The sequence below is a fragment of the Plantibacter sp. Leaf1 genome, from assembly GCF_001421315.1.
Classification (GTDB): Bacteria; Actinomycetota; Actinomycetes; order Actinomycetales; family Microbacteriaceae; genus Plantibacter.
Genome location: NZ_LMJX01000003.1, coordinates 200,889 through 223,176 on the forward strand (window position 1 = coordinate 200,889; position 22,288 = coordinate 223,176).

Below are 22,288 nucleotides of genomic sequence, written 5' to 3' on the forward strand. Positions count from 1 at the left end.
TCTGAGGTGCGGTGCGCGGGCTCGGAGACGTCCATGGCGACGGCGCACCGTCCTCCAACTCTAAGCGACCGCCGCCGACGCCCGGGCCGCAACCGATGCACCGAGGGCCGGTGCGCGGAGTACTGCTCCGCGCACCGGCCCTCGGTGAGGCGACCGGGGTCAGGCGTCGATGTCGACGTCCTTCGTCTCCTTCGAGACGATCAGCGCCGTGAGGGTGATGGCGGCCATCACCGACAGGTAGACGCCGACCCAGAAGGGGCTCCCGCCACCGGCGCTCCAGAGCGCGACCGCGATGAACGGTGCGACGGCCGCACCGAGGATCGACGACACGTTGTACGAGATGCCGGAGCCCGTGTACCGGACGTTCGTGGGGAACAGCTCGGGGAGGAGCGCACCCATCGGACCGAAGGTGAAGCCCATGAGGCTGAAGCCGATGATCAGCCAGATCATCACCCCGGTGAACCCGGCGTCGAGGAGCGGCACCCACACGAGCCCGAACACGAGGATCGCGCTGGTCACCACGATGAGCGTCTTGCGTCGGCCGTACTTGTCGGCGAACGGGCCCGAGACGAGGGTGAAGATGCCGAAGAACACGACGCCGGCGATGAGCATGAGCACGAACGTCGTGTAGCTGTAGCCGAGACCGGCGACGGGGGCGTCGACCGGGGCACGGCCGTAGCTCAGGGAGAACGTCGTCATCAGGTAGAAGAGCACGTAGGTGGCGAGCATGAAGAACGTGCCGAGGAGGAGCTTGCGCCAGTGGAGCTTGACGACGCTGGCGAGCGGTGACCGCTGGACCTTGCCCTGTTCCTTCGCGGTCGTGAACGCGTTGCTCTCGACGAGTCGCAGGCGCACCCACAGGCCGACGATCACCATGACGACGGAGAAGAGGAACGGGATCCGCCAGCCCCACTCGAGGAAGGCCTCGGACGGCATCGACGGGTCGTCGCTCGGCAGGATCGCCGCGATGATGAGGAAGAGGCCGTTCGCGATGATGAAGCCGATCGGCGCCCCCAGCTGGGGGAACGTGCCGAACAGGGCCCGCTTGCCCTTCGGGGCGTTCTCGGTCGCGACGAGCGCCGCGCCGGACCACTCGCCGCCGAGGGCGAAGCCCTGGCCGATGCGGAGGATCACGAGGAGCAGTGGTGCGACCCAGCCGACGAGCTGGTACGTCGGCAGGAGCCCGATGAGGAAGGTCGCGATGCCCATGGTGAGCAGCGCTCCGACGAGGGTCGCCTTCCGGCCGCGCTTGTCGCCGAGGTGGCCGAAGATGACGGCGCCGACCGGGCGGGCGACCATGGCCGCGCCGAACACGGCGAACGAGGCGAGGAGACCCGCCGTGGGGTCCTCGCTCGGGAAGAAGAGGTGGGGGAAGACGAGGACGGCGGCCGTCGCGTAGACGTAGAAGTCGTAGAACTCGATCGTCGTGCCGATGAGGCTGGCGAGGACGACACGGGATCGCGGATTGACCGGGGCCTTGGTGACTGGTGTTGCTTCGAGAGACATGCGTGCGCGTTTTCGGTTCGGGGATGGGTGCCGTCGAAGCATCAGCACCGGTCGCGCACGCCCGCCGACGACGGCAGGATCAGAGGATGTCCCGCTTGTGGCAGGACCATGACACTGTACGCCGAACGGCGGCGTTCCGGTACTCGGATCCCGCTGACCGGGTGCCGTGGTACGGGGACGCCGCCGTTCGGCGGTGCTGAGGGCTCAGCCGCGGAGCTCGCGGAGGATGACGGCGGTCGCCACGGCCGCGTCCGCGGCCTCAGCGCCCTTGTCCTCCTTCGAACCGGGGAGGCCGGCGCGGTCGAGTCCCTGCTTCTCGTCGTCGAGGGTGAGGAGTCCGAAACCGACGGGCTTGCCGGTCTGGACACTGACCTGGGTGAGACCGCTCGTGGCGGCGTCGGAGACGTACTCGAAGTGCGGGGTGCCGCCACGGATGATGACGCCGAGCGCGACGACCGCGTCGGCACCACCCTCGAGGGCCGCCTTGGCGACCACCGGGAGTTCGAAGCTGCCGGGGACGCGGATGAGTCGGTGGCCGGCGCCGCTGGCGTCGAGCGCTTTCACGGCGCCGGCGATGAGCCCGTCCGTGATGGTCTCGTGCCAGGTGCCGGCCACGATGACGATGTCGAGGCCGGTGCCGTCGACGCTGATGGTGGGTGATCCTTCGCCGCTCATGCGGGCTCCTGTCGTCGTTCCCGAACGGATCGGGGCTGCTGGTGTGGTGTTCCCCGAGGCTGTCGAGGGGCTGGTCGGACTACTGGTGCGGTTCCGGCTCGAGGTCGAACCCGATGCTGTGTCCCATGCGGTCGCGCTTCGTCTCGAGGTAGCCCTCGTTGTACAGACCGACGCCGACCACGAGCGGGACGCGCTCGCTCACGGCGATGCCGTGGTTGGTGAGCTGCCGCTCCTTCTCGGGGTTGTTCGAGAGCAGGCGGACGGAGGTGATCCCGAGGTCCGTCAGGATCGCGCTCGCCGCGGTGTAGTCGCGGGCGTCGGCCGGCAGCCCGAGCGCGAGGTTGGCGTCGAGCGTGTCGAGGCCGTCCTCCTGGAGCCGGTAGGCGCGCAGCTTGTTGATGAGCCCGATCCCGCGGCCCTCGTGTCCGCGCAGGTAGACCACGACACCGCCGTGCCGCTGGATGGTGTCGAGGGCGCTGTCGAGCTGGGGTCCGCACTCGCACTTGAGCGAGCCGAACGCCTCACCCGTGAGGCACTCCGAGTGGACGCGGACGAGCGCGCCGGTGGCCTGCGGGTCGCCGGCGATGATGGCGAGGTGGTCGGCACCGGTGCGGCGGTCGCGGTAGGCGCGAAGCCGGAAGGAACCGTGCGTCGTCGGGACGGTCGTCTCCACTTCGAACGACACGTTCGAGGACTCGGGGATGGTCGCCTGGTTCGCGCGTTCCTCGGCGCACACGGCGGCCGCGTCGGGGTTGTCCTCGAGGAAGGCGATGAGCGCCGCGATCGTGGTGACCAGCACCCCCTCCTGCTCACCGAGCGCGATGAGGCCGGGCAACCGCATCATCTCGCCGTCGTCCGCGACGATCTCGGAGATCGCACCGACGGGGACGAGACCGGCGAGCTTCAGCAGGTCGACGGCGGCTTCGGTGTGTCCGTCGCGCTCGCGCACGCCGCCGTCGACGGCACGGAGCGGGACGATGTGTCCGGGCCGTGAGAGGTTCGCCGGCACGGAGGCCGGGTCCGCGAGCACCCGGAGGGTGTGGGCGCGGTCGGCGGCGCTGATGCCGGTGCTGAGGCGGTCGGCGGCGTCGACCGTGACCGTGTAGGCGGTGCCTCTGGCGTCCTCGTTCACGGCCACCATGGGCGGAAGGGCGAGTCGGTCCGCGATCTCGTTCGTCATCGGGGCGCAGATGAAGCCGGAGGAGTGCTTGACCGTCCAGGCGATCCACTCCTGCGTCGCGGATTCGGCGGCGAGGATGACGTCGCCCTCGTTCTCGCGCCCCTCGTCGTCGGCCACGATGACGGGTCGACCCTGACGGAGCGCCTCGAGGGCCTCAGGGATGCTGGCGATGCTCATGCGTTGCCCCTTTCGGTGGCGGTCGTGGCGAGCGGGTCCGCGGTGCGCGGCTCCGCGTCGGCACTGCTGGGGAGGTCGATTCCGGCACGGTGACGGTAGGCGAGCATCCGCTCGACGTGGCGCGCCAGGATGTCGGTCTCGAGGTTCACGTGGTCGCCGGGGACGCGGTCACCGAGGGTCGTCGCCGTGAGCGTCTCGGGGATGAGCGAGACCTCGAACCACTGCTCGGCGGCGTCGGGTCCGCTGACCGCGCTGACGGTGAGGGAGACGCCGTCGACGGTGATGGACCCCTTGTCGACCACGAGCGGAGCGAGGTCGTCCGGCAGGGAGATCCGGACGATCCGCCACGCGTCTCCCGGGACGGTGCTGACGATGGTGCCGGTGCCGTCGACGTGGCCCTGCACGATGTGGCCGCCCAGGCGGTCGCCGACGCGTGCGGCGCGCTCGAGGTTGACGGCGCTGCCGACGGTGGCGCCGTCGAGCATGCTCATGGCGAGGGTCTGCGCCATGACGTCGGCGGTGAAGGTGTCGGCGGTCTGCTCGACGACGGTGAGACACACCCCGCTCACCGCGATCGAGTCACCGTGGCGGGTGCCCTCGAGGACGACCGGACCCTGGACGGTGAACCGGGCGGACGCCTCGCCGTGGTCGATGGCGACGATGGTGCCGCGTGCTTCAACGATGCCCGTGAACATGGCTTAGTCCGTTCTCTGGGTGCGACACGGTGTGGCCGGCTGGAACCGACTCGACCGGGTGGCGGGTGGGGGTCGTGATGATGAGGAGGTCGTCACCGAGGTGTTCGACACCGACGGGTTCGAGGCGGATCGCATCTCGGATGGTCTCCACGCCGAGGTCGCCGATCGCGAGTCGAGGGCCGCCGAGGAGGACCGGCGCGAGGTAGGTCAGGACGGTGTCGACGAGCCCGGCCCGGAGGAAGGCGGTGGCGACGGTCGGACCGCCCTCGACGAACACGCTGCGGACTCCCGTGCTGCGGAGCTCGGCGAGGAGCGCCGCCGGGTCGTGTCCGTGGTGCAGGATCGCCGCTCGGGGGTGGCGGTGCACCGCTGCGCCGGCGGGGATGGCGCGGTCGCCCATGACGACGGGGACCGGTTGCTCCGGGAGGAGGGTCCCGTCCGCGTGTCGTGCGGTGAGGCTCGGGTCGTCCGCGAGGACGGTGCCGGTGCCGACGAGGATCGCGTCGTGCGCCGCCCGTCGTCGGTGCACGTCGATCCGTGCGGCCTCGCCGGTGATCCACCGGCTGGTGCCGTCGTTCGCCGCGATCCGGCCGTCGAGGGTCGAGGCCCACTTCACGGTGACCAGCGGGCGTCCGAGATGGGCCACGGTGAGCCAGTCGTCGAGGAAGGCCTCGGCCTCGTCGGCGAGTACACCGGAGACGACCGCCACGCCCGCGGCCCTCAGCCGTTCGGCGCCCCCGCCGGAATGATGGCCGGGGTCGTCGACGGCGAACACGACGCGGTCGACGCCGGCCTCGATCAGCGCGACGGCGCAGGGGCCGGTCCGTCCGGTGTGGTTGCAAGGTTCCAGGGTGATGACGGCGGTGGTGCCGCGAGCCGCCCCCGGCGCGAGCCGGGAGAGCGCGTCGACCTCCGCGTGAGCGGTGCCGGCACCGCGGTGCCAGCCCTCGGCGAGGACGGCTCCGTCGGCGTCGAGGATGACGCACCCGACGCGTGGGTTCACGCCGCGGGCCGGCCCGTTCGCGGCGAGTTCGAGCGCGCGCAGCATCGCCTGCCGTTCGCGGCTCGTCGCCGTGGGTGTCGCGGGTCCTGCGTCCATCGGTCCGTCTTCTCGGTCGGTACTGACACGGAATCCGGGGTCGCGGGCAGGTGCTCGCAGGCGTCGACCATCGGCCGACGCCCGTGCCTCCTTCCATCCGGACTCGAACGCCGCCTGCGATCAGACGCGTTCATAACCGTCGGTCCTGGAGTTCCACCAGGTCAACCGGGCATCGCTTGCGCGTTGCACGGGTCGCGGACTATCACCGCCGGTTCGGACTCTCACCGACCCCGGAGCACGTTACGTGTTGTCGAGTCTAGGTCAACGGGCTGAGTGGCCGCCCTATTCCCGGCTCGGATGACGCCCCGTTGCCGGGCTCCGTCCTGCGGGGTGGTCGCCCTCAGCGCTGGGCGTCGTGCTGGTCGATGGCCGCGCGCGCGGTGCCCTCGTCGACCACGAGGTCGGAGATGAGCCCGCCGGCGAGTGCGCCGAGGAGCGGTGGGACCTTGGCCGCCCCGGCGACCACGCAGATCCGGCGGGAGACGCCGCGCAACACGTCGAGGTCCGGTCCGGACGCGCGGTTGTTGAAGGGGATGTCCCGCCATGAGCCGTCGGCGCGGAAGAACACCGTGGCGACGTCACCGACGGCACCGGCGCTCGCGAGCGCCTCGAAGTCGCTGTCGTCGAGGTAGCCGCCGACGTACACGTGGCTCGGCACCCCCGAGAGCTGCGATCCGAGCCCGAAGAGCGCGACGTCCATCCGCCGCTGGATCTCGAGCACCCGGCGGATGCTGCGCTCCCGCCAGAGCGCGAGCTTCGTCGCCGGGTCGTCGAAGAACGCGGGCACGGCGAACTGCTGCGCATAGGCGCCGTACGCGTCCGCGTAGCGGTGGAGGATCTCGCTCGCGTAGAGGATGCCGGAGGTCCGGGTGTTGGCCGCGCCGTTCAGCTGGACGATCTGCGAGTTGTGGGTCCGCTTCGGGGTGAGGTGGCGCGCGACGGCGCTCACGGTCGACCCCCATGCCAGACCGAGCGTCATGTTCGAGTCGAACACGGAGCCGAGAAAACGTGCAGCCGAGAGGGCGACGCGTTCCAGGCGGTCGATGTCGCTCGTGTGGTCGGGGACGGGGACGATGTGGGCGGTCACCCCGAACCGGTCGCGGAACTCCGCCTCGAGCCGCGAGGGCATGTCGTGCGGCGACCGGACCTGGATGTCGACGAGCCCGCTCTCCCGCGCGTATCCGAGCAGGCGCGACACCGACGACCGCGAGGTGTGGAGTTCCTGGGCGATGGCCTCCATGGTCAGGTCCTGCACGTAGTACAGCTGTGCCGCACGGAGCGCCTCAGCCGTCCGGTCCGGCTGGCTGAGCGCGTCTGCGAGCGACATCGGGTCTCCTTGCACGTTTGTTCACTAGGGCTGTTCAGAGTTGCAGGTGCTGTCACGATGTATTCAGTCACATCATTCAGCGGCGCGCAAACCCGGCGGCGTCGCGTTCCAACCGCGAAGAAGCGAGGCATCTCATGTCCCTCAAGTCGTCAGCTCCCCGTCCGACCGTCCAGTCCGTCATCGACCGCCCGCAGGCGTCGGTCCTCATCGTCGGCGGCGGCATCAACGGCATCGCGACCTTCCGCGACCTCGCCCTCCAGGGCGTCGACGTCACGCTCGTGGAGCGCAACGACTGGGCCTCCGGTGCCTCGGCCGCGTCGAGCCACATGATCCACGGCGGCATCCGCTACCTGGAGAACGGCGAGTTCCGTCTCGTCCAGGAGTCGGTGCAGGAGCGCAACGGGCTCATCAAGATCGCGCCCCACTACGTGAAGCCGCTCGAGACCACGGTCCCGATCTTCTCGACCTTCTCCGGCATCCTCTCCGCCCCGCTGCGCTTCCTCACCCACAAGCAGGGCAAGCCCCAGGAGCGTGGTGCGCTGCTCATCAAGGTGGGCCTCACCGCCTACGACTCCTTCTCTCGCGACGGCGGCAGCGTCCCGCGCCACCGCTTCCACGGCCGCAAGAAGTCGCTCGCCGACCTGCCGAAGATGAACCCGGGTCTCAAGTACACGGCGACCTACTACGACGCCTCCATGCACGACCCGGAGCGCCTCGCGCTCGACGTGCTCATGGACGGGCTCGCCGCCGGACCGCACGCCCGCGCCGTCAACTATGTCGAAGCGGTCGGCATGGGAGCGGACGGCGTCGAGCTGCGCGACACCGTCACCGGCCAGACCTTCACCGTCGCGAGCGACGTCGTCGTCAACACCTCCGGTCCCTGGACCGACCTGACGAACGCCGGCTTCGGCGAGCCGACCAGGTACATGGGCGGCACCAAGGGCTCGCACATCGTGCTCGACAACCCGGAGCTCTACGCCGCCACCAAGGGCCGCGAGATCTTCTTCGAGCACGAGGACGGCCGGATCGTCCTCATCTACCCGCTCAAGGGCAAGGTCATGGTCGGAACGACCGACATCGAGGCCGACCCGAGCACGCCGAGCGTCTGCACGGAGGAGGAGGTCGACTACTTCTTCGACCTCGTCAAGCACGTCTTCCCGACCATCGCGACCTCGCGCGAGCAGATCGTCTACCGGTTCTCCGGCATCCGCCCGCTGCCGAAGCACGACGACGAGGCCCCCGGTTTCGTGTCGCGCGACTACCGGATCGAGCGACGCATGGCCGCTGCACGTCCGTCCACGACCGTCTTCAGCCTCGTCGGCGGCAAGTGGACCACCTTCCGGGCGCTCGCCGAGCACCTGGCGGGCGACGTGCTGCAGGTCATCGGCGCCCCGCGTCCGGTCGAGACCCTCGGGCTCGCGATCGGTGGCGGCGCCGGGTTCCCCCGCACCGACTCCGCGACGCGCACCTGGGTGGCGGCACACGAGGACGGTGTCGGCGTGCAGCGCGCCGAGCAGCTCCTGCACCGTTACGGCACGAAGGCCGCAGCGCTCCTGGAGCACCTGGCCGAGCACGGAGACGACCGACTGCAGGGCGCGGCCGACTACAGCGTGCAGGAGCTCGAGTACCTCGTCGAGCAGGAGCAGGTCGTGCACCTGTCGGACGTGCTGCACCGCCGGACGAGCCTCGCGTTCACCGGCTCGCTGACGGCCGCGCTCGTCGACGAACTGGCCCGCGTCGTGGGCGGCGTCCTCGGTTGGGACGACGCCGAGCGCACGGCCGAGATCGAGGCGGCGCTCGACCGGCTGCGCGACGCGCACCAGGTCGACCTGCGCCTCGGCACGAGCCAGGAGGCCCCGGCGTTCTCATAATGCACGAACGTGCAGGCAAGGGCCTTGTCCTGTGCAAGGCCAGCTGACTACCTTACAAACAACTGGTCAGTGAAACCCTCGCCCGGTGGGGGCTCGCGCGCAGGCGCAGCCCCCGTCGGGGACCACACCTATGAAAGGTCAATGAAGACATGAACCTCGGAACCATCTTCCTCTCCGAGACCGTGGGGACGGCGATGCTCGTCCTCCTCGGTACCGGTGTGGTCGCCACGGCGATCCTCACGAAATCCAAAGGTCTGGGTGGCGGCTGGCTGCTCATCAACTTCGGTTGGGGCCTCGCGGTCTTCGCCGGTGTCACGGTGTCCTACGCCTCCGGCGGACACCTGAACCCCGCCGTCACGATCGGCTTCCTCACCACCGGGTCGATCGACTTCGTCACGGCGCTCGTCTACTGGGCGGCGCAGATGGTCGGTGCCTTCATCGGTGCCGTGCTCACCTACTTCGCCTTCAAGCAGCACTTCGACCAGGAGGAGGACCCGGGCAAGAAGCTCGGTGTCTTCTCCACCGGCCCCGAGATCCGCAGCTACGGCTGGAACCTCGTCACCGAGGTCATCGCGACCTTCGTCCTCGTCTTCGTCGTGATGTCCTTCGGCAAGACCGGACCCGACGCCGTGGTCATCGAGGGCGTCCCTGGAGGACTCGCCGCCTTGGGCGCCCTGCCGGTGGCCCTGCTCGTCGTCGGTATCGGTGCCTCACTCGGTGGCCCGACCGGCTACGCGATCAACCCCGCCCGTGACCTCGGCCCGCGCATCGCCCACGCCCTCCTCCCCATCAAGGGCAAGGGCAAGAGCGACTGGTCGTACGCCTGGGTGCCGGTCGTCGGCCCCCTCCTCGGTGGTGTCCTCGCCGCGCTCGCCTCGATGGTGCTCCTCCCGGCCGTCTGACCTGACGCCGCGACGGTGCGCTGACGCGGCCGTCGCGGCACCCCGGGGTACCGGTTCCGGTGCCTCACCTCGTAACGCATGCAACGAAGGAGTATCCAATGGCGGACTACGTCATCGCAATCGACCAGGGGACGACGAGTTCCCGGGCCATCATCTTTGACAAGAGCGGATCGATCGTCTCGACGGGCCAGCTCGAGCACGAGCAGATCTTCCCGAAGGCCGGCTGGGTCGAGCACAACCCGAACCAGATCTGGAACAACACCCGCGAGGTCATCGGCCAGGCGCTCAGCAAGGCCAACATCACCCGGCACGCCATCGCGGCGATCGGCATCACGAACCAGCGCGAGACCGCGGTCGTGTGGGACAAGACCACCGGTCAGCCCGTCTACAACGCGATCGTCTGGCAGGACACGCGCACGCAGGACATCGTGAACCGCCTCGCGAAGGACGGCGGGGTCGAGCGGTTCAAGAAGACCGTCGGTCTGCCGCTGGCGACCTACTTCTCCGGTACGAAGATCGTCTGGATCCTCGAGAACGTCGAGGGTGCGCGCGAGAAGGCCGAGGCGGGCGACCTCCTCTTCGGCACGACCGACAGCTGGGTCATCTGGAACCTCACCGGTGGTGTCAACGGCGGCGTGCACGTCACCGACGTCACCAACGCGTCGCGCACGCTCTTCATGGACCTCGAGACCCTGCAGTGGGACGACGAGATCCTCAAGGCGTTCGACGTCCCGAAGTCGATGCTCCCGGAGATCAAGAGCTCCTCCGAGATCTACGGCCACGCGTCCGACGACAGCCTCCTCCGCGAGACGCCGATCGCCGGCATCCTCGGCGACCAGCAGGCGGCGACCTTCGGTCAGGCCGCCTTCCAGCAGGGCGAAGCCAAGAACACCTACGGCACCGGTAACTTCATCATCTTCAACACCGGTGAGGAGATCGTCCACTCCGAGAACGGTCTGCTGACGACGCTCGGCTACAAGCTCGGCGACGCGAAGCCGCACTACGCGCTCGAGGGGTCGATCGCGGTGACCGGTTCGCTCGTGCAGTGGCTGCGCGACAACCTCGGCATGTTCTCCTCCGCTCCCGAGGTCGAGGCGCTCGCCAAGACCGTCGAGGACAACGGTGGCGCGTACTTCGTGCCGGCGTTCTCCGGGCTGTTCGCGCCGTACTGGCGCCCGGACGCCCGCGGTGCGCTCGTCGGGCTCACCCGCTACGTCAACAAGGGCCACATCGCTCGTGCCGCCCTCGAGTCGACAGCGTTCCAGACGGCCGAGGTCATCGACGCCGTCAACGCCGACTCGGGTGTCCCGCTGACGGAGCTCAAGGTCGACGGCGGCATGACCGCCAACGACACGCTCATGCAGTTCCAGGCCGACATCCTCGGTGTCCCGGTCATCCGACCGGTCGTCGCGGAGACCACGGCGCTCGGCGCGGCCTACGCGGCCGGTCTCGCTGTCGGCTTCTGGTCCGACCTCGACGACCTCGCGAAGAACTGGCAGGAGGACAAGCGCTGGGAGCCCAACATGGACTCCGAGGAGCGCGACCGCCTCTACCGCAACTGGAAGAAAGCCGTCACGAAGACCTTCGACTGGGTCGACGACGACGTGCAGTAGTCCCGAGAGACCGGAACGGCCCGTCCTCCTCGTGGAGGGCGGGCCGTTCTGTCGTTCGGGATCATCTCCCGTGGGAGATCTCCGGCGCACTCGCCCCAGCCGGGCGGACGGTGGAATCAGGCGCGGCGGAGGAGGCCGACGCGGTCGTAGACCTCGGCGAGGGTCTGCTCGGCCACCTCGGAGGCGCGAGCCGCGTTGACGGCGAGCAGGCGGTCGAGTTCGGCCGGGTCGTCGAGGAGTTCCAGTGCCCGCGCGCGCACCGGTTCCAGTTCGCCGACGACCACCTCGGCCAGGCCCTTCTTGAGATCGCCGTAGCCGCGGCCCTCGAACTCGCCGACGACGGACTCGATGGGGGAGCCGGTGATCGCGGAGTAGATGCTCAGTAGGTTCGAGACCCCGGGCTTCTCCTGGGCGTCGAAGGCGATGACGCCGTCGGTGTCGGTCACGGCGCGCATGATCTTCTTCTGCGTGACCTTCGGCTCGTCGAGCAACCAGACGATCCCGGCCGGGGTCTCCGCCGACTTCGACATCTTCGACGTCGGGTTCTGGAGGTCGTAGATGCGCGCGGACTCCTTCTGGATCTGCGCCTTCGGTACGACGAAGGTCTCGCCGAAGCGCGAATTGAAGCGCTCGGCGAGGTCGCGCGTGAGCTCGATGTGCTGCCGCTGGTCGTCGCCGACCGGCACGATGTCCGTCTGGTAGAGCAGAATGTCGGCGGCCATGAGGATCGGGTACGCGAAGAGCCCGACCGAGGAGGCGTCGCGGCCGTGCTTGGCCGACTTGTCCTTGAACTGCGTCATGCGCGCGGCTTCACCCATGCCGGTGATGGTGTTGAGCACCCAGGCGAGCTGGGCGTGCGCGGGCACGTGCGACTGCACGTACAGCGTCGAGACCGAGGGGTCGATGCCCGCGGCGATGTACTGGGCGGCAGTCCGGCGGGTCTTCTCGCGCAGCTCGGCGGGATCCTGCGGGACCGTGATCGCGTGGAGGTCGACGATGCTGAAGAAGGCGTCGTGTTCCTGCTGCATCTGCTTCCACTGCAGCAGGGCGCCGATGTAGTTGCCGAGGTGGAGCGAATCGGCGGAGGGCTGCATACCGGAGTAGAGGCGTGGCTTGGTCATGTGGATTCTCGCAGAGGGGTGAGCGGCCGGAGCCGGTGGCACGGGGTGATGGGTGGCGCGGTGCCGGTGGTCAGAGGGAGTAGTCGACGACGACGGGGGCGTGGTCGGACCATCGCTGGTCGTACGCCGCCGCACGGTCGATCGTGTAGCCGGACGCCCGGGCGGCGAGCTCCGGGGTGGCGAGCTGGTAGTCGATGCGCCAGCCGGTGTCGGTGTCGAAGGCCTGGCCGCGCTGCGACCACCAGGTGTAGGGCCCGGGGACCTGGCCCGCGGCCTGGCGCCCGACGTCGACCCAGCCGAGGCCCGTCCCGGTCACGCCGTCGACACCCGTGACCGTCTCGCCGTCCGGGCCGAGGTAGCGGTCGAAGTAGGAGCGTTCGGCGGGCAGGAAGCCGGCACGCTTCACGTTGCCCTTCCAGTTCTTGATGTCGAGTTCGGTGTGGCCGACGTTGAGGTCGCCGACGACGAGCGACAGCGGGTTGTGCTCGCGCAACGCTGGCAGCCGCTCGAGCATCGCCTCGAGGAAGCGGAACTTCTCGACCTGCTTGGGGGTGTCGACCTCGCCGGAGTGCACGTAGGTGCTCACGACGGTGACGAGGGTGCCGTCGACGTCGAAGTCGGCCTCGATCCAGCGACCGGCGCTGTCGAAGTCGTCGTCGCCGAGGGTGACGCGGTGGATCCCGGCCGAACGGCGGCTGACGATGGCGACGCCGGCGCGTCCCTTGGCGGTCGCGGCGTCGTGGAGGATGTTCCACTCCGGGCCGAACAGGCCTTCGAGGTCGCTCGTCGCGGCGCGGACCTCCTGCAGGGCGAGGATGTCGACCCCGCGGTGCTCGAGCCAGTCGCCCATGCCCTTCCGGAAGGCCGCGCGGACTCCGTTGACGTTGACACTGGCGATGCGGAGGGGTGCAGACATGCCACCAGCTTAGTCGCGGGGGCTGACAACGCTCCGGCCCGGAGGCCGTCAGGAGCGACGGCGGTGGGGCGCGATGGGGCCGTCCGTCACGGCACCGCCGGAGCCTGCTTGCTGCTGTCGGTCGACCTCGGCCACGGCCTCCTCGGCGCGGTGCAGGCGCCGTCGGGCGAACCAGACCGCCGGGCCCTTCGCACGTCGGCGGGCGTCCCGTGCCTCGCGCAGTTCGACCTCGGCGAGGAGGCGTCTGGCGGCGGCCTCCTCGGCTGCCTGTTCCTCGGGCGTCGTCGTCCGGACGTTGACGCCCTGGTCCTCGAGGCCGACGGCGATCCACGACGCGGAGAGGAGGATCACGCGGCTCACGAGGTTGAACCACAGCATCAGACCGATGAAGACCGCGAAGGTCGCGAGGAGCGGGTTCCGGGAGGCGCCGGCGATCACCGCGCTGCTCGCGACGCTCAGGAGCGAGAGGACGAGGCTGCCGAGGAGCGCGCCCCCGAAGAGGTTCCGCCACGGGATCCTGATGCGGCTGAGCACCCGGTACATCGCGCCGAGCGTGACGAGGTTGACGACCACCGCGACGATCAGACCCACCAGGCGACTCCCGGCCGTCAGCCAGAAGGTGCCGTCGAGTCCGACGAGCGACAGCAGCCAGCTCAGTGCCTGGGTACTGGCCACCGAAAGGGTCGCCGACACGAGGAGCAGGACGCCGAAGGCGAGGGCGAGGACGAGGTCGACGACCTTCAACAGGAAGAAGCTCGCCGCGACCTTCGGCAGCGCGAAGATCGACCTGACGGCCTGCCGCGTGTAGTACAGCCACCCGATCGCCGTCCAGATGAGACCGACCGCGGCGATGACGCCCGTCCAGCCGAGGAGGGAGGCGCTCGAGAGCTGTTCCTCGGCGATGATCCCCTCGCCGTCCCTGCCGATGAGTCCGGGGACCGCGCGGTTGATGATCTCCACGAGGGCTTGGAAGACCTCGGCGTTGTTCCCGAGCCAGATGCCGGTGATCGCGAAGCCGACGTACACGGCGGCGAACACGGCGAACACGGCCTGGAAGCTGATGCCCGCGGCGAGCAGGTTCCCGTCCATGTCGAGGTAGCGCTGGACGACCCGGTACGGTTTCAGCCGCATCACCCAGGTCGTGGCGCGTTCCGCGCGCGCCGCCGGCGGGGCCAGCCGGCGGACGAGGGGGTTCTCGCTCCGCTGGATCCACTGGAACACGAGCGGCGGCGGGGTCTGTTGGAGCGTGCGGCGGGGGAGTGGCGTCCGCTCGTCGTCGTCGTGACCGTCAGCGTCGGTGGCGTCCTTCGTGGAGGCGCGCGGACTGGTCACCCTGCCAGCCTACAAGCGGCCGCACCGCCTCGTCGGCTGCCCGCACGCCGTCCCGTCGGCAGGCACCGACGGCCTCCTGGTCGCCGTCGGGCGGTGCACTAGGGTCGAACCATGCGCGAGGCGGAGGGGCGACGCACCTTCACCGGGACCGGAGTCGGACGCGGCGTCGTCGCCGGACCGGTGCTCCGTATGCCGGAGCCACTCGCCGAGCCGTCCGCCGATCCCTTCCGCGGCGATGTCGCGCAGGAACAGGCCAGGGCGGCACGAGCGCTGATCGACACGCGGGCCGACCTCGAGGCGAGAGCCCGTCGAGCCGGGGGCCACGCCCAGGACGTGCTCGAGGCGCAGGCGGTCATGGCCGACGACCCGGCGCTCGCCGAGGAGGTGGCGGCCCGGATCGCCGCCGGGCGGACGGCCGAACGTGCGGTCTTCGAGGCCTTGGCGACCGTGCAGCAGGTCCTCTTCAACCTCGGTGAGCCGATGGCCGCACGGGCGACCGATGTCGGAGACGTGTCGCAGCGCGTCATCGCGCGGCTGCTCGGTCGCCCCGTCCCCGGCCCGCCGGACTCGGACGAGCCGTTCGTCCTCGTCGCGGCGGACCTCGCGCCGGCCGATGCCGCGCTCCTCGACCTCGACCTGGTCCTCGCGCTCGTCACCAGTGGTGGATCGGCCACCTCGCACACGGCCATCCTGGCGCGGGAGCAGTCCCTCATCGCCGTGGTGGGCGTCGCCGGGGCGGAACAGTTCGAGGATGGTGAGATCGTCCTCGTCGACGCCGGAGCGGGCGTCGTCACCGGCTCGCCGACCACGCGTGAGGTGCGGTCGGCCAGGTCCACCGCGGCGGCGCGGGTGCGCGTCTCGCCGCGGTCACCTGGGGAACTCGCCGACGGGACACCGGTGCCGCTGCTCGCGAACCTCGGCTCGGTCGACGCGGCGGCCGGTGCGCTGGCCCTCGGCGCCGAAGGGGTCGGGCTGTTCCGCACCGAACTCCTCTTCCTCGACCGTTCCGAGGCGCCGGGCGTCGCCGAGCAGGCGCAGCGGTACGGCGAACTGCTCGCCGCGTTCCCCGGCAGGCGCGTGATCGTGCGGGTCTTCGACGCCGGTGCCGACAAACCGCTCGCCTTCCTCGGCCCGGACGGCGTCGAACCGAACCCGGCGCTCGGCGTCCGAGGGCTGCGGGCCCTGCGCGCCCGCGAGGGGGTGCTCCGCGATCAGTTGACGGCGCTCGCCCTCGCGCAGGACGCCTCGGATGCGGAGCTCTGGGTGATGGCGCCGATGGTGGCCGACCTTCCCGAGGCGGCCGCGTTCGTCACGCTCGCGAAGCGTCTCGGGCTGCGGACGGTCGGGGTGATGATCGAGGTCCCGTCGAGCGCGCTGCTGGCGGCGCAGATCCTCGGCGTCGCCGACTTCGTGAGCATCGGGACCAACGACCTCACGCAGTACACGCTCGCGGCCGACCGCCTGTCCGCACCACTCGGCTCGTACCAGGACCCGTGGCATCCGGCGGTGCTGCGTCTCGTCAAACTCGTCGGCGACGCCGGACTCGCCTCGGGGCGCTCCATCGGGGTGTGCGGCGAGGCCGCTGCGGACCCCCTGCTCGCGGTCGTGCTCGTCGGGCTGGGGGCGACGAGCCTGTCGGTCGCGCCTGCAGCGCTCGGCGAGGTGCGCACCGAGCTGCGGCGCTACACGCTCGAGGCCGCACGCGCCATGGCCGTGGACGCGTTGAGCGCCGCGTCACCGGCCGAAGCCAGAGCCGCTGCGCTGGCCTGACTCGCTCGACGACACGTCGCCATGCACGAACACGTCCGGCCCAGCGCGATGCGCTGGGCCGGACGGACGAACGGGGTGCGGGCTAGGAGACCTTGCCCGAGATCATGGCCTGCTTGACCTCGGCGATCGCCTGGGTCACCTGGATGCCACGAGGGCAGGCCTCGGTGCAGTTGAAGGTGGTGCGGCAACGCCACACCCCCTCCTGGTCGTTGAGGATGTCGAGGCGCACCTGCGAGGCGTCGTCGCGCGAGTCGAAGATGAAGCGGTGCGCGTTGACGATCGCCGCCGGGCCGAAGTACTGGCCGTCGGTCCAGAACACCGGGCACGACGAGGTGCAGGCGGCGCAGAGGATGCACTTGGTGGTGTCGTCGAACCGGGCACGCTCGGCGACCGACTGCACCCGCTCCTTGTTCTTCTCCGCGGGCTTGCCCGGGATGAGGAACGGCTGCACCTCGCGGAACGACGCGAAGAAGGGGTCCATGTCGACGACGAGGTCCTTCTCGAGCGGCAGTCCCTTGATCGCCTCGACGTAGATCGGCTTCGAGATGTCGAGGTCCTTGATCAGCGTCTTGCAGGCGAGTCGGTTGCGGCCGTTGATCCGCATGGCGTCGGAGCCGCAGATGCCGTGGGCGCACGAACGCCGAAAGGTGAGCGTGCCGTCCTGCTCCCACTTGATCTTGTGCAGCGCGTCCAGGATCCGGTCCGTCGGGAACATCTCGACGTCGAAGTCCTCCCAGCGCGGCTCGGCGTCCACGTCCGGGTCGAACCGACGGATGATCAGGGTGACCGTGAAGGACTGGATCTCCTCGGGGGCCGCGGCCGGCGGGTTCTCGAGCGTTGCAGTGCTCATCGCTAGTACTTCCTCTCCATCGGCTGGTACCGCGTGATGACCACGGGCTTCCAGTCGAGCCGGATGTGGTCGGCGGCGTCGGACGAGTGCGGGTCGCCCGACAGGTACGCCATCGTGTGCTGCATGTAGTTCTCGTCGTCGCGCTTCGGGAAGTCGTCGCGCATGTGGCCGCCGCGACTCTCCTTGCGGTTCCGCGCGGAGTACACGACGACCTCGGCGAGGTCGAGCAGGAAGCCGAGCTCGATCGCCTCGAGGAGGTCGGTGTTGAACCGCTTGCCCTTGTCCTGGACGGCGATGTTCTGGTACCGCTCGCGCAGGTTGTGGATGGTCGCGGTGACCCCGGCGAGCGACTCGTCGGTGCGGAACACCTGCGCGTTGCGGTCCATCTCCTCCTGGAGCTCCTTGCGGATCGTCGAGATCCGCTCGGTGCCGTTGGAGTTCCGCATCTGCTCGACGAGACCGGCGACGAAGCCGGCCGGGTTCTCGGGCAGCGGGGTGAAGTCGATGTTCTGGACGTACTCGACCGCGTTGTTGCCGGCGCGCTTCCCGAACACGTTGATGTCGAGCAGCGAGTTCGTGCCGAGGCGGTTGGAGCCGTGGACGGACACGCAGGCGCACTCGCCGGCGGCGTACAGGCCGGGGACGACGGTGTTGTTGTCGCTCAGCACCTCGGCCTTGACGTTCGTCGGGATGCCGCCCATCGCGTAGTGCGCGGTCGGCATGACCGGCACCGGCTCGGTCACCGGGTCGACACCGAGGTAGGTGCGGGCGAACTCGGTGATGTCGGGGAGCTTGGTCTCGAGGACCTCGGCACCGAGGTGCGTGCAGTCGAGGTAGACGTAGTCCTTGTTGGGCCCGGCGCCGCGGCCCTCCGCGACCTCCTGGACCATGCATCGCGCGACGATGTCGCGGGGTGCGAGGTCCTTGATGGTGGGGGCGTAGCGCTCCATGAAGCGTTCGCCGCTCGCGTTGCGGAGGATCGCACCCTCGCCTCGGGCACCCTCGGTGAGGAGGATGCCGAGACCGGCCAGGCCGGTGGGGTGGAACTGGAAGAACTCCATGTCCTCGAGCGGGAGGCCCTTGCGCCAGATGATCCCGACGCCGTCGCCCGTGAGGGTGTGCGCGTTCGAGGTCGTCTTGTAGATCTTGCCGAAGCCGCCGGTCGCGAAGATGATCGCCTTCGCCTGGAAGACGTGGATCTCGCCGGTGGAGAGCTCGTACGCGACGATGCCGGACGGCTTGTCGACGCCGTCGACGTTGGTCATGATGAGGTCGAGCGCGTAGTACTCGTTGAAGAAGTTGATGCCGAGCTTGACGCAGTTCTGGAACAGCGTCTGCAGGATCATGTGGCCGGTGCGGTCGGCCGCGTAACAGGCACGGCGGACCGGAGCCTTGCCGTGGTCGCGCGTGTGCCCGCCGAAGCGGCGCTGGTCGATCTTGCCCTCCGGCGTGCGGTTGAAGGGCAGGCCCATGTTCTCGAGGTCGATGACCGCGTCGATGGCCTCCTTCGCGAGGATCTCAGCGGCGTCCTGGTCGACGAGGTAGTCGCCACCCTTGATCGTGTCGAAGGTGTGCCACTCCCAGCTGTCCTCCTCGACGTTGGCCAACGCCGCCGCCATGCCGCCCTGCGCGGCACCCGTGTGGGAACGCGTCGGGTACAGCTTGGAGATGACCGCGGTCTTCGCCCCTGGACCGGCCTCGATCGCTGCGCGCATGCCAGCACCGCCGGCACCCACGATCACGATGTCGAACTGGTGGTAGTGGATGCCGTCGATGACGGTGGACTCGGTGGTTTCTGTAGTCACGGTTTCCGTTGCTCGGTCTCGGTTGCTCAGTTGGCGGGGCAGAACGACGCGAGCAGGTCTGCCGGTGCGCCGGCGGGGCACGGGTCGAAGGTGAAGACGACCAGGGTCCCGAGGATGATGAGGATGCTGACGGCGGCGAGGATCGCGACCTTGAGCACGCCGCGGATCGTGCGGCCCGTCGCGTAGTCGTTCACGATCGTGCGCATGCCGTTGCCGCCGTGGATGAGCGCCAGCCACAGCATGGCGACGTCCCACCACTGCCAGAACGGGTTCGACAGCTTGCCGCCGACGAACGCGAAGTCGATGGCCTTGATGCCGTCGCCGACCATGAGGTTGACGAACAGGTGTCCGAAGATGAGGACCAGGAGGATCACGCCGGAGACGCGCATGTAGATCCAGCCCCACTTCTCCCAGTTGACGCCCTTGCGGCGCGCGGGACGTGCGGGGGTGCGGGGAGCGGCGATCGTCGTCATCAGTGGCCCATCTCGCTGAACACGTTGATCAGGTGGCGCGGCGTGAAGCCCAGCATCGTGACGACCCAGAGGCCGATGACGATCCAGAACATCGGGCGCTGGAATCTCGTGCCCTTCGACCAGAAGTCGATGAGGATGATCCGGATGCCGTTGTACGCGTGGTACGTGATCGCAGCGACCAGGGCGACTTCGCCGAGGCCCATGATCGGGTTCTTGTACGTGCCGATGACGGCGTTGTACGCCTCAGGCGAGACCCGCACCAGCGCGGTGTCGAGGACGTGCACGAGGAGGAAGAAGAAGATGGCGACGCCGGTGATCCGGTGGAGCACCCACGACCACATGCCTTCACGGCCCCGATACAGGGTGCCGGCCGGGCGTTTGGATGTCGTGGATTCCAACGGTGACGTTCGCGTGAGACTCGCGGTCACGAGGTCCTCCCTGATATTCGCTATCTGCGGCAGATCGTTCTGCCGTGCGGGGGTTGTTGCCTGCCGTGCGTCGAATCGGCGCGCTGACCCCAAGTGTAGGCGCGAGACGCGTCGTTCCGCCGCTAAGGCTGGCCTAACTGTCTCGATGACGAGAGAGTCGCGTCACCCGCTCGACACCCGATGGACGGCTGCCGTTCACAACCAGTTCCGTCGTTTGAAGACCTTGTAGAGGATCACGCTGGTCGTGGCCATGAGCGCGAGCGCCATCGGGTATCCGAACCACCACGACAGCTCGGGCATGTGGGTGAAGTTCATGCCGTAGATGCCCGCGATGAGGCTCGGGCCGAAGAGGATGGCCGCCCAGGAGGAGATCTTCTTCACCTCGTCCCCCTGCTTGAGGCTCGCCTCCGTCATCTTGGCCATCTCCTCGTTCTGGCGCTGTCCGACGAGCGTGCTGTTGACGGTCAGGATGTCGCGGAGGAGCTCTCGGTAGGCGTCGATGCGCTGGTTCACGCTCGTCAGGTGGTCGGCGACGTCGCGGAGACCGCGCTGCAGCTCGTCGGCGACGCCGTACTTCGCACTGCCCTGCTCGAGCGACTGCATGACGTCGCTCAGCGGGTGGGTGGCGCGTTCGAAGGCGATGACCTCCCGGGAGAGTTGGTAGATGCGTCGCGACACCTGCGACTCGCCGACGAACACCTGCTCCTCGATCTCGTCGATGTCGTTGGAGAGTCCGGCCACGACCGGGCCGTACCCGTCCACGACGGCGTCGATGATGGCGTAGAGGATCGCCTGCGGTCCGTAGGCGAGGAGCTCATGCTCCTGCTCCATGCGGGCGCGCACGTGTGAGAGGTCGGGGGACTCCGCGTGCCGGAGGGTGATCACGAAGTTCGGCCCGACGAAGACGTGCAACTCGCCGAACTCGACGGACTCGGTCTCGTCGATGTAGTTGGCGGCTCGGAGGACGACGAAGAGGACGTCGTCGTACCGCTCGATCTTCGGCCGCTGATGGGCCGTGATCGCGTCCTCGACGGCGAGCGGGTGGAGCCCGAACTCCGCCGCCAGGATGCCGAGCTCGCCTGCGTCGGGTCGGTAGAGCCCGATCCACGCGACACCCTCCGGCGTCTCGTGGAGTGCCCGGAAGGTGTCCTCCAAGGACGTGAGGGTGGAGCTGCGGGAGCCGTGACGGTAGATGCAGGCGTTGACGATGCTGTTCCGGCCGTCGAGGTCGGCGGGGTCGGGCGGGCCGACGGGCGGTGGGGGAGTCTGCTTGCTGCCGAAGGACGGGATCGGGATCCCGAGGACGTTGCGTCCAGCCATGCGCGTACCGATCTTTCTCGTGCTCGAACTGGCGCTCATCGTAAACCCGTCAGATGACGGTTTCGTGCCGTCGTCGCACGGCGGGACCCTGCCGGTACGCTGGGGCGATGACCACGCCCCTCGAACGCTTCTACGCGGTGATCCCGGCCGGCGGCATCGGCAGCCGGCTCTGGCCGCTCTCTCGCGCCGACGCACCCAAGTTCCTCCACGACCTCACCGGGTCCGGCAGCACGCTGCTCCGCGCCACCTGGGACCGCCTCGCCCCCATCGCCGGCGACCAGCGCATCATGGTCGTCACGGGACGCGCGCACCGGGCGGCCGTCGAACAGCAGCTGCCCGACCTCGCCGACGCGAACGTCGTCCTCGAGAGCGAACCGCGTGACTCCACGGCGGCGATCGGCCTCGCCGCGGCGATCCTCGTGCGCCGCGAGCCCGACGTCATCGTCGGTTCCTTCGCCGCCGACCACGTCATCCGCGGCGATCGGCTGTTCCGGGCCGCGGTGGCCCAGGCGGTCACCGCCGCCGAGGAGCGGTACATCGTCACGATCGGCATCCAGCCGACCGAGCCGGCGATCGGCTTCGGCTACATCAAGAGCGCTCACGATCTGGGCATCCGCGGGGCGGAGGGCGTCATGCTCGTCGACTCCTTCGTCGAGAAGCCCGACCTCGCCACGGCGAAGCGCTACGTCTCGAGCGGCGAACACCTCTGGAACGCCGGCATGTTCATCTCGCGCGCCGACGTCCTGCTCGAGGAGATCGGTCGGCAGAAGCCGGAGCTCCTCGCGGGACTCCTCGAACTCGCCGAGGTCTGGGACGACGCCGCAGCGCGCGGTCCGGTCGTCGACCGCGTCTGGCCGGCCCTCGAGAAGATCGCGATCGACTACTCGGTGGCCGAGCCCGCTGCGGCCGCCGGTCGCATGGCCGTCGTGCCGGCGCACTTCGACTGGGACGACGTGGGGGACTTCGCCTCGCTCGCGAAGCTCAACTCGGGTGGACGCAAGTCCGACCTCGCCATCCTCGGCGAGAACGCACGGGTGCTGTCCGACGCCTCCAGCGGCATCGTGGTCAGTCAGACCGGCCGGGTCATCAGCCTCATCGGCGTGCAGGACATCGTCGTCGTCGACACCCCGGACGCCCTGCTCGTCACCACGAGCGCGAACGCGCAGCGGGTGAAGAGCGTCGTCGACGCCCTCAAGCTGTCCGGCCGCGACGACGTCCTCTGATCGGC

19 protein-coding genes are annotated in these 22,288 nt (G+C 69.2%); 5 read left to right on the forward strand and 14 right to left on the reverse strand.

The genetic code is table 11. The annotated features are described in order from the left end of the window. Nucleotides 1-159: 159 nt before the first annotated feature. The 6 genes from ASE44_RS14855 to ASE44_RS14880 form a co-directional block, all read right to left on the reverse strand. Nucleotides 160-1,506: an MFS transporter gene (locus ASE44_RS14855; RefSeq protein ID WP_056012961.1), complete on the reverse strand. Its 1,347-nt coding sequence runs from the start codon at nt 1,504-1,506 to the stop codon at nt 160-162. A gap of 204 nt (nt 1,507-1,710) precedes the next feature. Next, nucleotides 1,711-2,181, reverse strand: a complete 471-nt coding sequence (gene ribH / locus ASE44_RS14860) for a 6,7-dimethyl-8-ribityllumazine synthase (protein WP_056781598.1) — start codon at nt 2,179-2,181, stop codon at nt 1,711-1,713. A 79-nt stretch (nt 2,182-2,260) separates the two neighbouring features. Continuing rightward, nucleotides 2,261-3,538, reverse strand: a complete 1,278-nt coding sequence (locus ASE44_RS14865; protein WP_056781601.1) for a bifunctional 3,4-dihydroxy-2-butanone-4-phosphate synthase/GTP cyclohydrolase II — start codon at nt 3,536-3,538, stop codon at nt 2,261-2,263. After that, nucleotides 3,535-4,233, reverse strand: a complete 699-nt coding sequence (locus ASE44_RS14870; RefSeq protein WP_056781604.1) for a riboflavin synthase — start codon at nt 4,231-4,233, stop codon at nt 3,535-3,537. The genes ASE44_RS14865 and ASE44_RS14870 overlap by 4 nt, the downstream gene beginning before the upstream one ends. Further along, a complete protein-coding gene (gene ribD, locus ASE44_RS14875) occupies nt 4,214-5,332 on the reverse strand; it encodes a bifunctional diaminohydroxyphosphoribosylaminopyrimidine deaminase/5-amino-6-(5-phosphoribosylamino)uracil reductase RibD (RefSeq protein ID WP_235522660.1) in 1,119 nt (372 codons plus the stop codon). Before ribD ends, ASE44_RS14870 begins: the two co-directional genes overlap by 20 nt. 340 nt (nt 5,333-5,672) lie before the next feature. Beyond that, the gene (locus tag ASE44_RS14880; RefSeq protein ID WP_056012949.1) at nt 5,673-6,659 is read right to left on the reverse strand and encodes a sugar-binding transcriptional regulator; all 987 of its coding nucleotides are present in this window, start codon (nt 6,657-6,659) and stop codon (nt 5,673-5,675) included. Nucleotides 6,660-6,793: 134 nt separating this feature from the next. Between ASE44_RS14880 and ASE44_RS14885 the strand changes: the two genes are divergently transcribed. From ASE44_RS14885 to glpK, 3 genes are all read left to right on the forward strand, one after another. After that, nucleotides 6,794-8,530, forward strand: coding sequence for a glycerol-3-phosphate dehydrogenase/oxidase (locus tag ASE44_RS14885; protein WP_056781608.1), 1,737 nt, complete (start codon nt 6,794-6,796; stop codon nt 8,528-8,530). Between the two features lie 149 nt (nt 8,531-8,679). Then, complete coding sequence (locus ASE44_RS14890; protein ID WP_082456118.1) at nt 8,680-9,432, forward strand: MIP/aquaporin family protein; 753 nt, start codon at nt 8,680-8,682, stop codon at nt 9,430-9,432. A 98-nt stretch (nt 9,433-9,530) separates the two neighbouring features. Then, nucleotides 9,531-11,045, forward strand: coding sequence for a glycerol kinase GlpK (glpK, locus tag ASE44_RS14895; protein WP_056781610.1), 1,515 nt, complete (start codon nt 9,531-9,533; stop codon nt 11,043-11,045). A 116-nt stretch (nt 11,046-11,161) separates the two neighbouring features. Here glpK and trpS read toward each other — a convergent pair whose 3' ends face one another. From trpS to ASE44_RS14910, 3 genes are all read right to left on the reverse strand, one after another. Then, nucleotides 11,162-12,166: a tryptophan--tRNA ligase gene (trpS, locus tag ASE44_RS14900; RefSeq protein WP_082456119.1), complete on the reverse strand. Its 1,005-nt coding sequence runs from the start codon at nt 12,164-12,166 to the stop codon at nt 11,162-11,164. 70 nt (nt 12,167-12,236) lie between these two features. Next, nucleotides 12,237-13,082 carry an exodeoxyribonuclease III gene (locus ASE44_RS14905; protein WP_056012940.1) on the reverse strand — a complete coding sequence of 282 codons (846 nt, stop codon included), beginning with the start codon at nt 13,080-13,082 and terminating at the stop codon, nt 12,237-12,239. A gap of 48 nt (nt 13,083-13,130) precedes the next feature. Next, nucleotides 13,131-14,414, reverse strand: a complete 1,284-nt coding sequence (locus ASE44_RS14910) for a YihY/virulence factor BrkB family protein (RefSeq protein WP_056781612.1) — start codon at nt 14,412-14,414, stop codon at nt 13,131-13,133. Between the two features lie 111 nt (nt 14,415-14,525). Here ASE44_RS14910 and ptsP point away from each other — a divergent pair, with 111 nt between their 5' ends. Continuing rightward, the gene (ptsP, locus tag ASE44_RS14915) at nt 14,526-16,184 is read left to right on the forward strand and encodes a phosphoenolpyruvate--protein phosphotransferase (RefSeq protein WP_056781614.1); all 1,659 of its coding nucleotides are present in this window, start codon (nt 14,526-14,528) and stop codon (nt 16,182-16,184) included. Between the two features lie 82 nt (nt 16,185-16,266). Here ptsP and ASE44_RS14920 read toward each other — a convergent pair whose 3' ends face one another. From ASE44_RS14920 to corA, 5 genes are all read right to left on the reverse strand, one after another. Next, nucleotides 16,267-17,034 carry a succinate dehydrogenase iron-sulfur subunit gene (locus ASE44_RS14920; RefSeq protein ID WP_056012929.1) on the reverse strand — a complete coding sequence of 256 codons (768 nt, stop codon included), beginning with the start codon at nt 17,032-17,034 and terminating at the stop codon, nt 16,267-16,269. Nucleotides 17,035-17,036: 2 nt separating this feature from the next. Continuing rightward, nucleotides 17,037-18,839: a succinate dehydrogenase flavoprotein subunit gene (gene sdhA / locus ASE44_RS14925; protein WP_056012926.1), complete on the reverse strand. Its 1,803-nt coding sequence runs from the start codon at nt 18,837-18,839 to the stop codon at nt 17,037-17,039. Between the two features lie 26 nt (nt 18,840-18,865). Next, a complete protein-coding gene (locus ASE44_RS14930) occupies nt 18,866-19,312 on the reverse strand; it encodes a succinate dehydrogenase hydrophobic membrane anchor subunit (RefSeq protein ID WP_056012923.1) in 447 nt (148 codons plus the stop codon). Continuing rightward, nucleotides 19,312-19,740, reverse strand: a complete 429-nt coding sequence (gene sdhC / locus ASE44_RS14935) for a succinate dehydrogenase, cytochrome b556 subunit (RefSeq protein ID WP_255353633.1) — start codon at nt 19,738-19,740, stop codon at nt 19,312-19,314. The genes ASE44_RS14930 and sdhC overlap by 1 nt, the downstream gene beginning before the upstream one ends. A 195-nt stretch (nt 19,741-19,935) precedes the next feature. Beyond that, entirely contained in the window at nt 19,936-21,060 is a 1,125-nt protein-coding gene (corA, locus tag ASE44_RS14940; RefSeq protein ID WP_056012918.1) for a magnesium/cobalt transporter CorA, read from the reverse strand. Between the two features lie 107 nt (nt 21,061-21,167). Between corA and ASE44_RS14945 the strand changes: the two genes are divergently transcribed. Then, nucleotides 21,168-22,283: a mannose-1-phosphate guanylyltransferase gene (locus ASE44_RS14945; RefSeq protein WP_056012915.1), complete on the forward strand. Its 1,116-nt coding sequence runs from the start codon at nt 21,168-21,170 to the stop codon at nt 22,281-22,283. Nucleotides 22,284-22,288 lie beyond the last annotated feature (5 nt).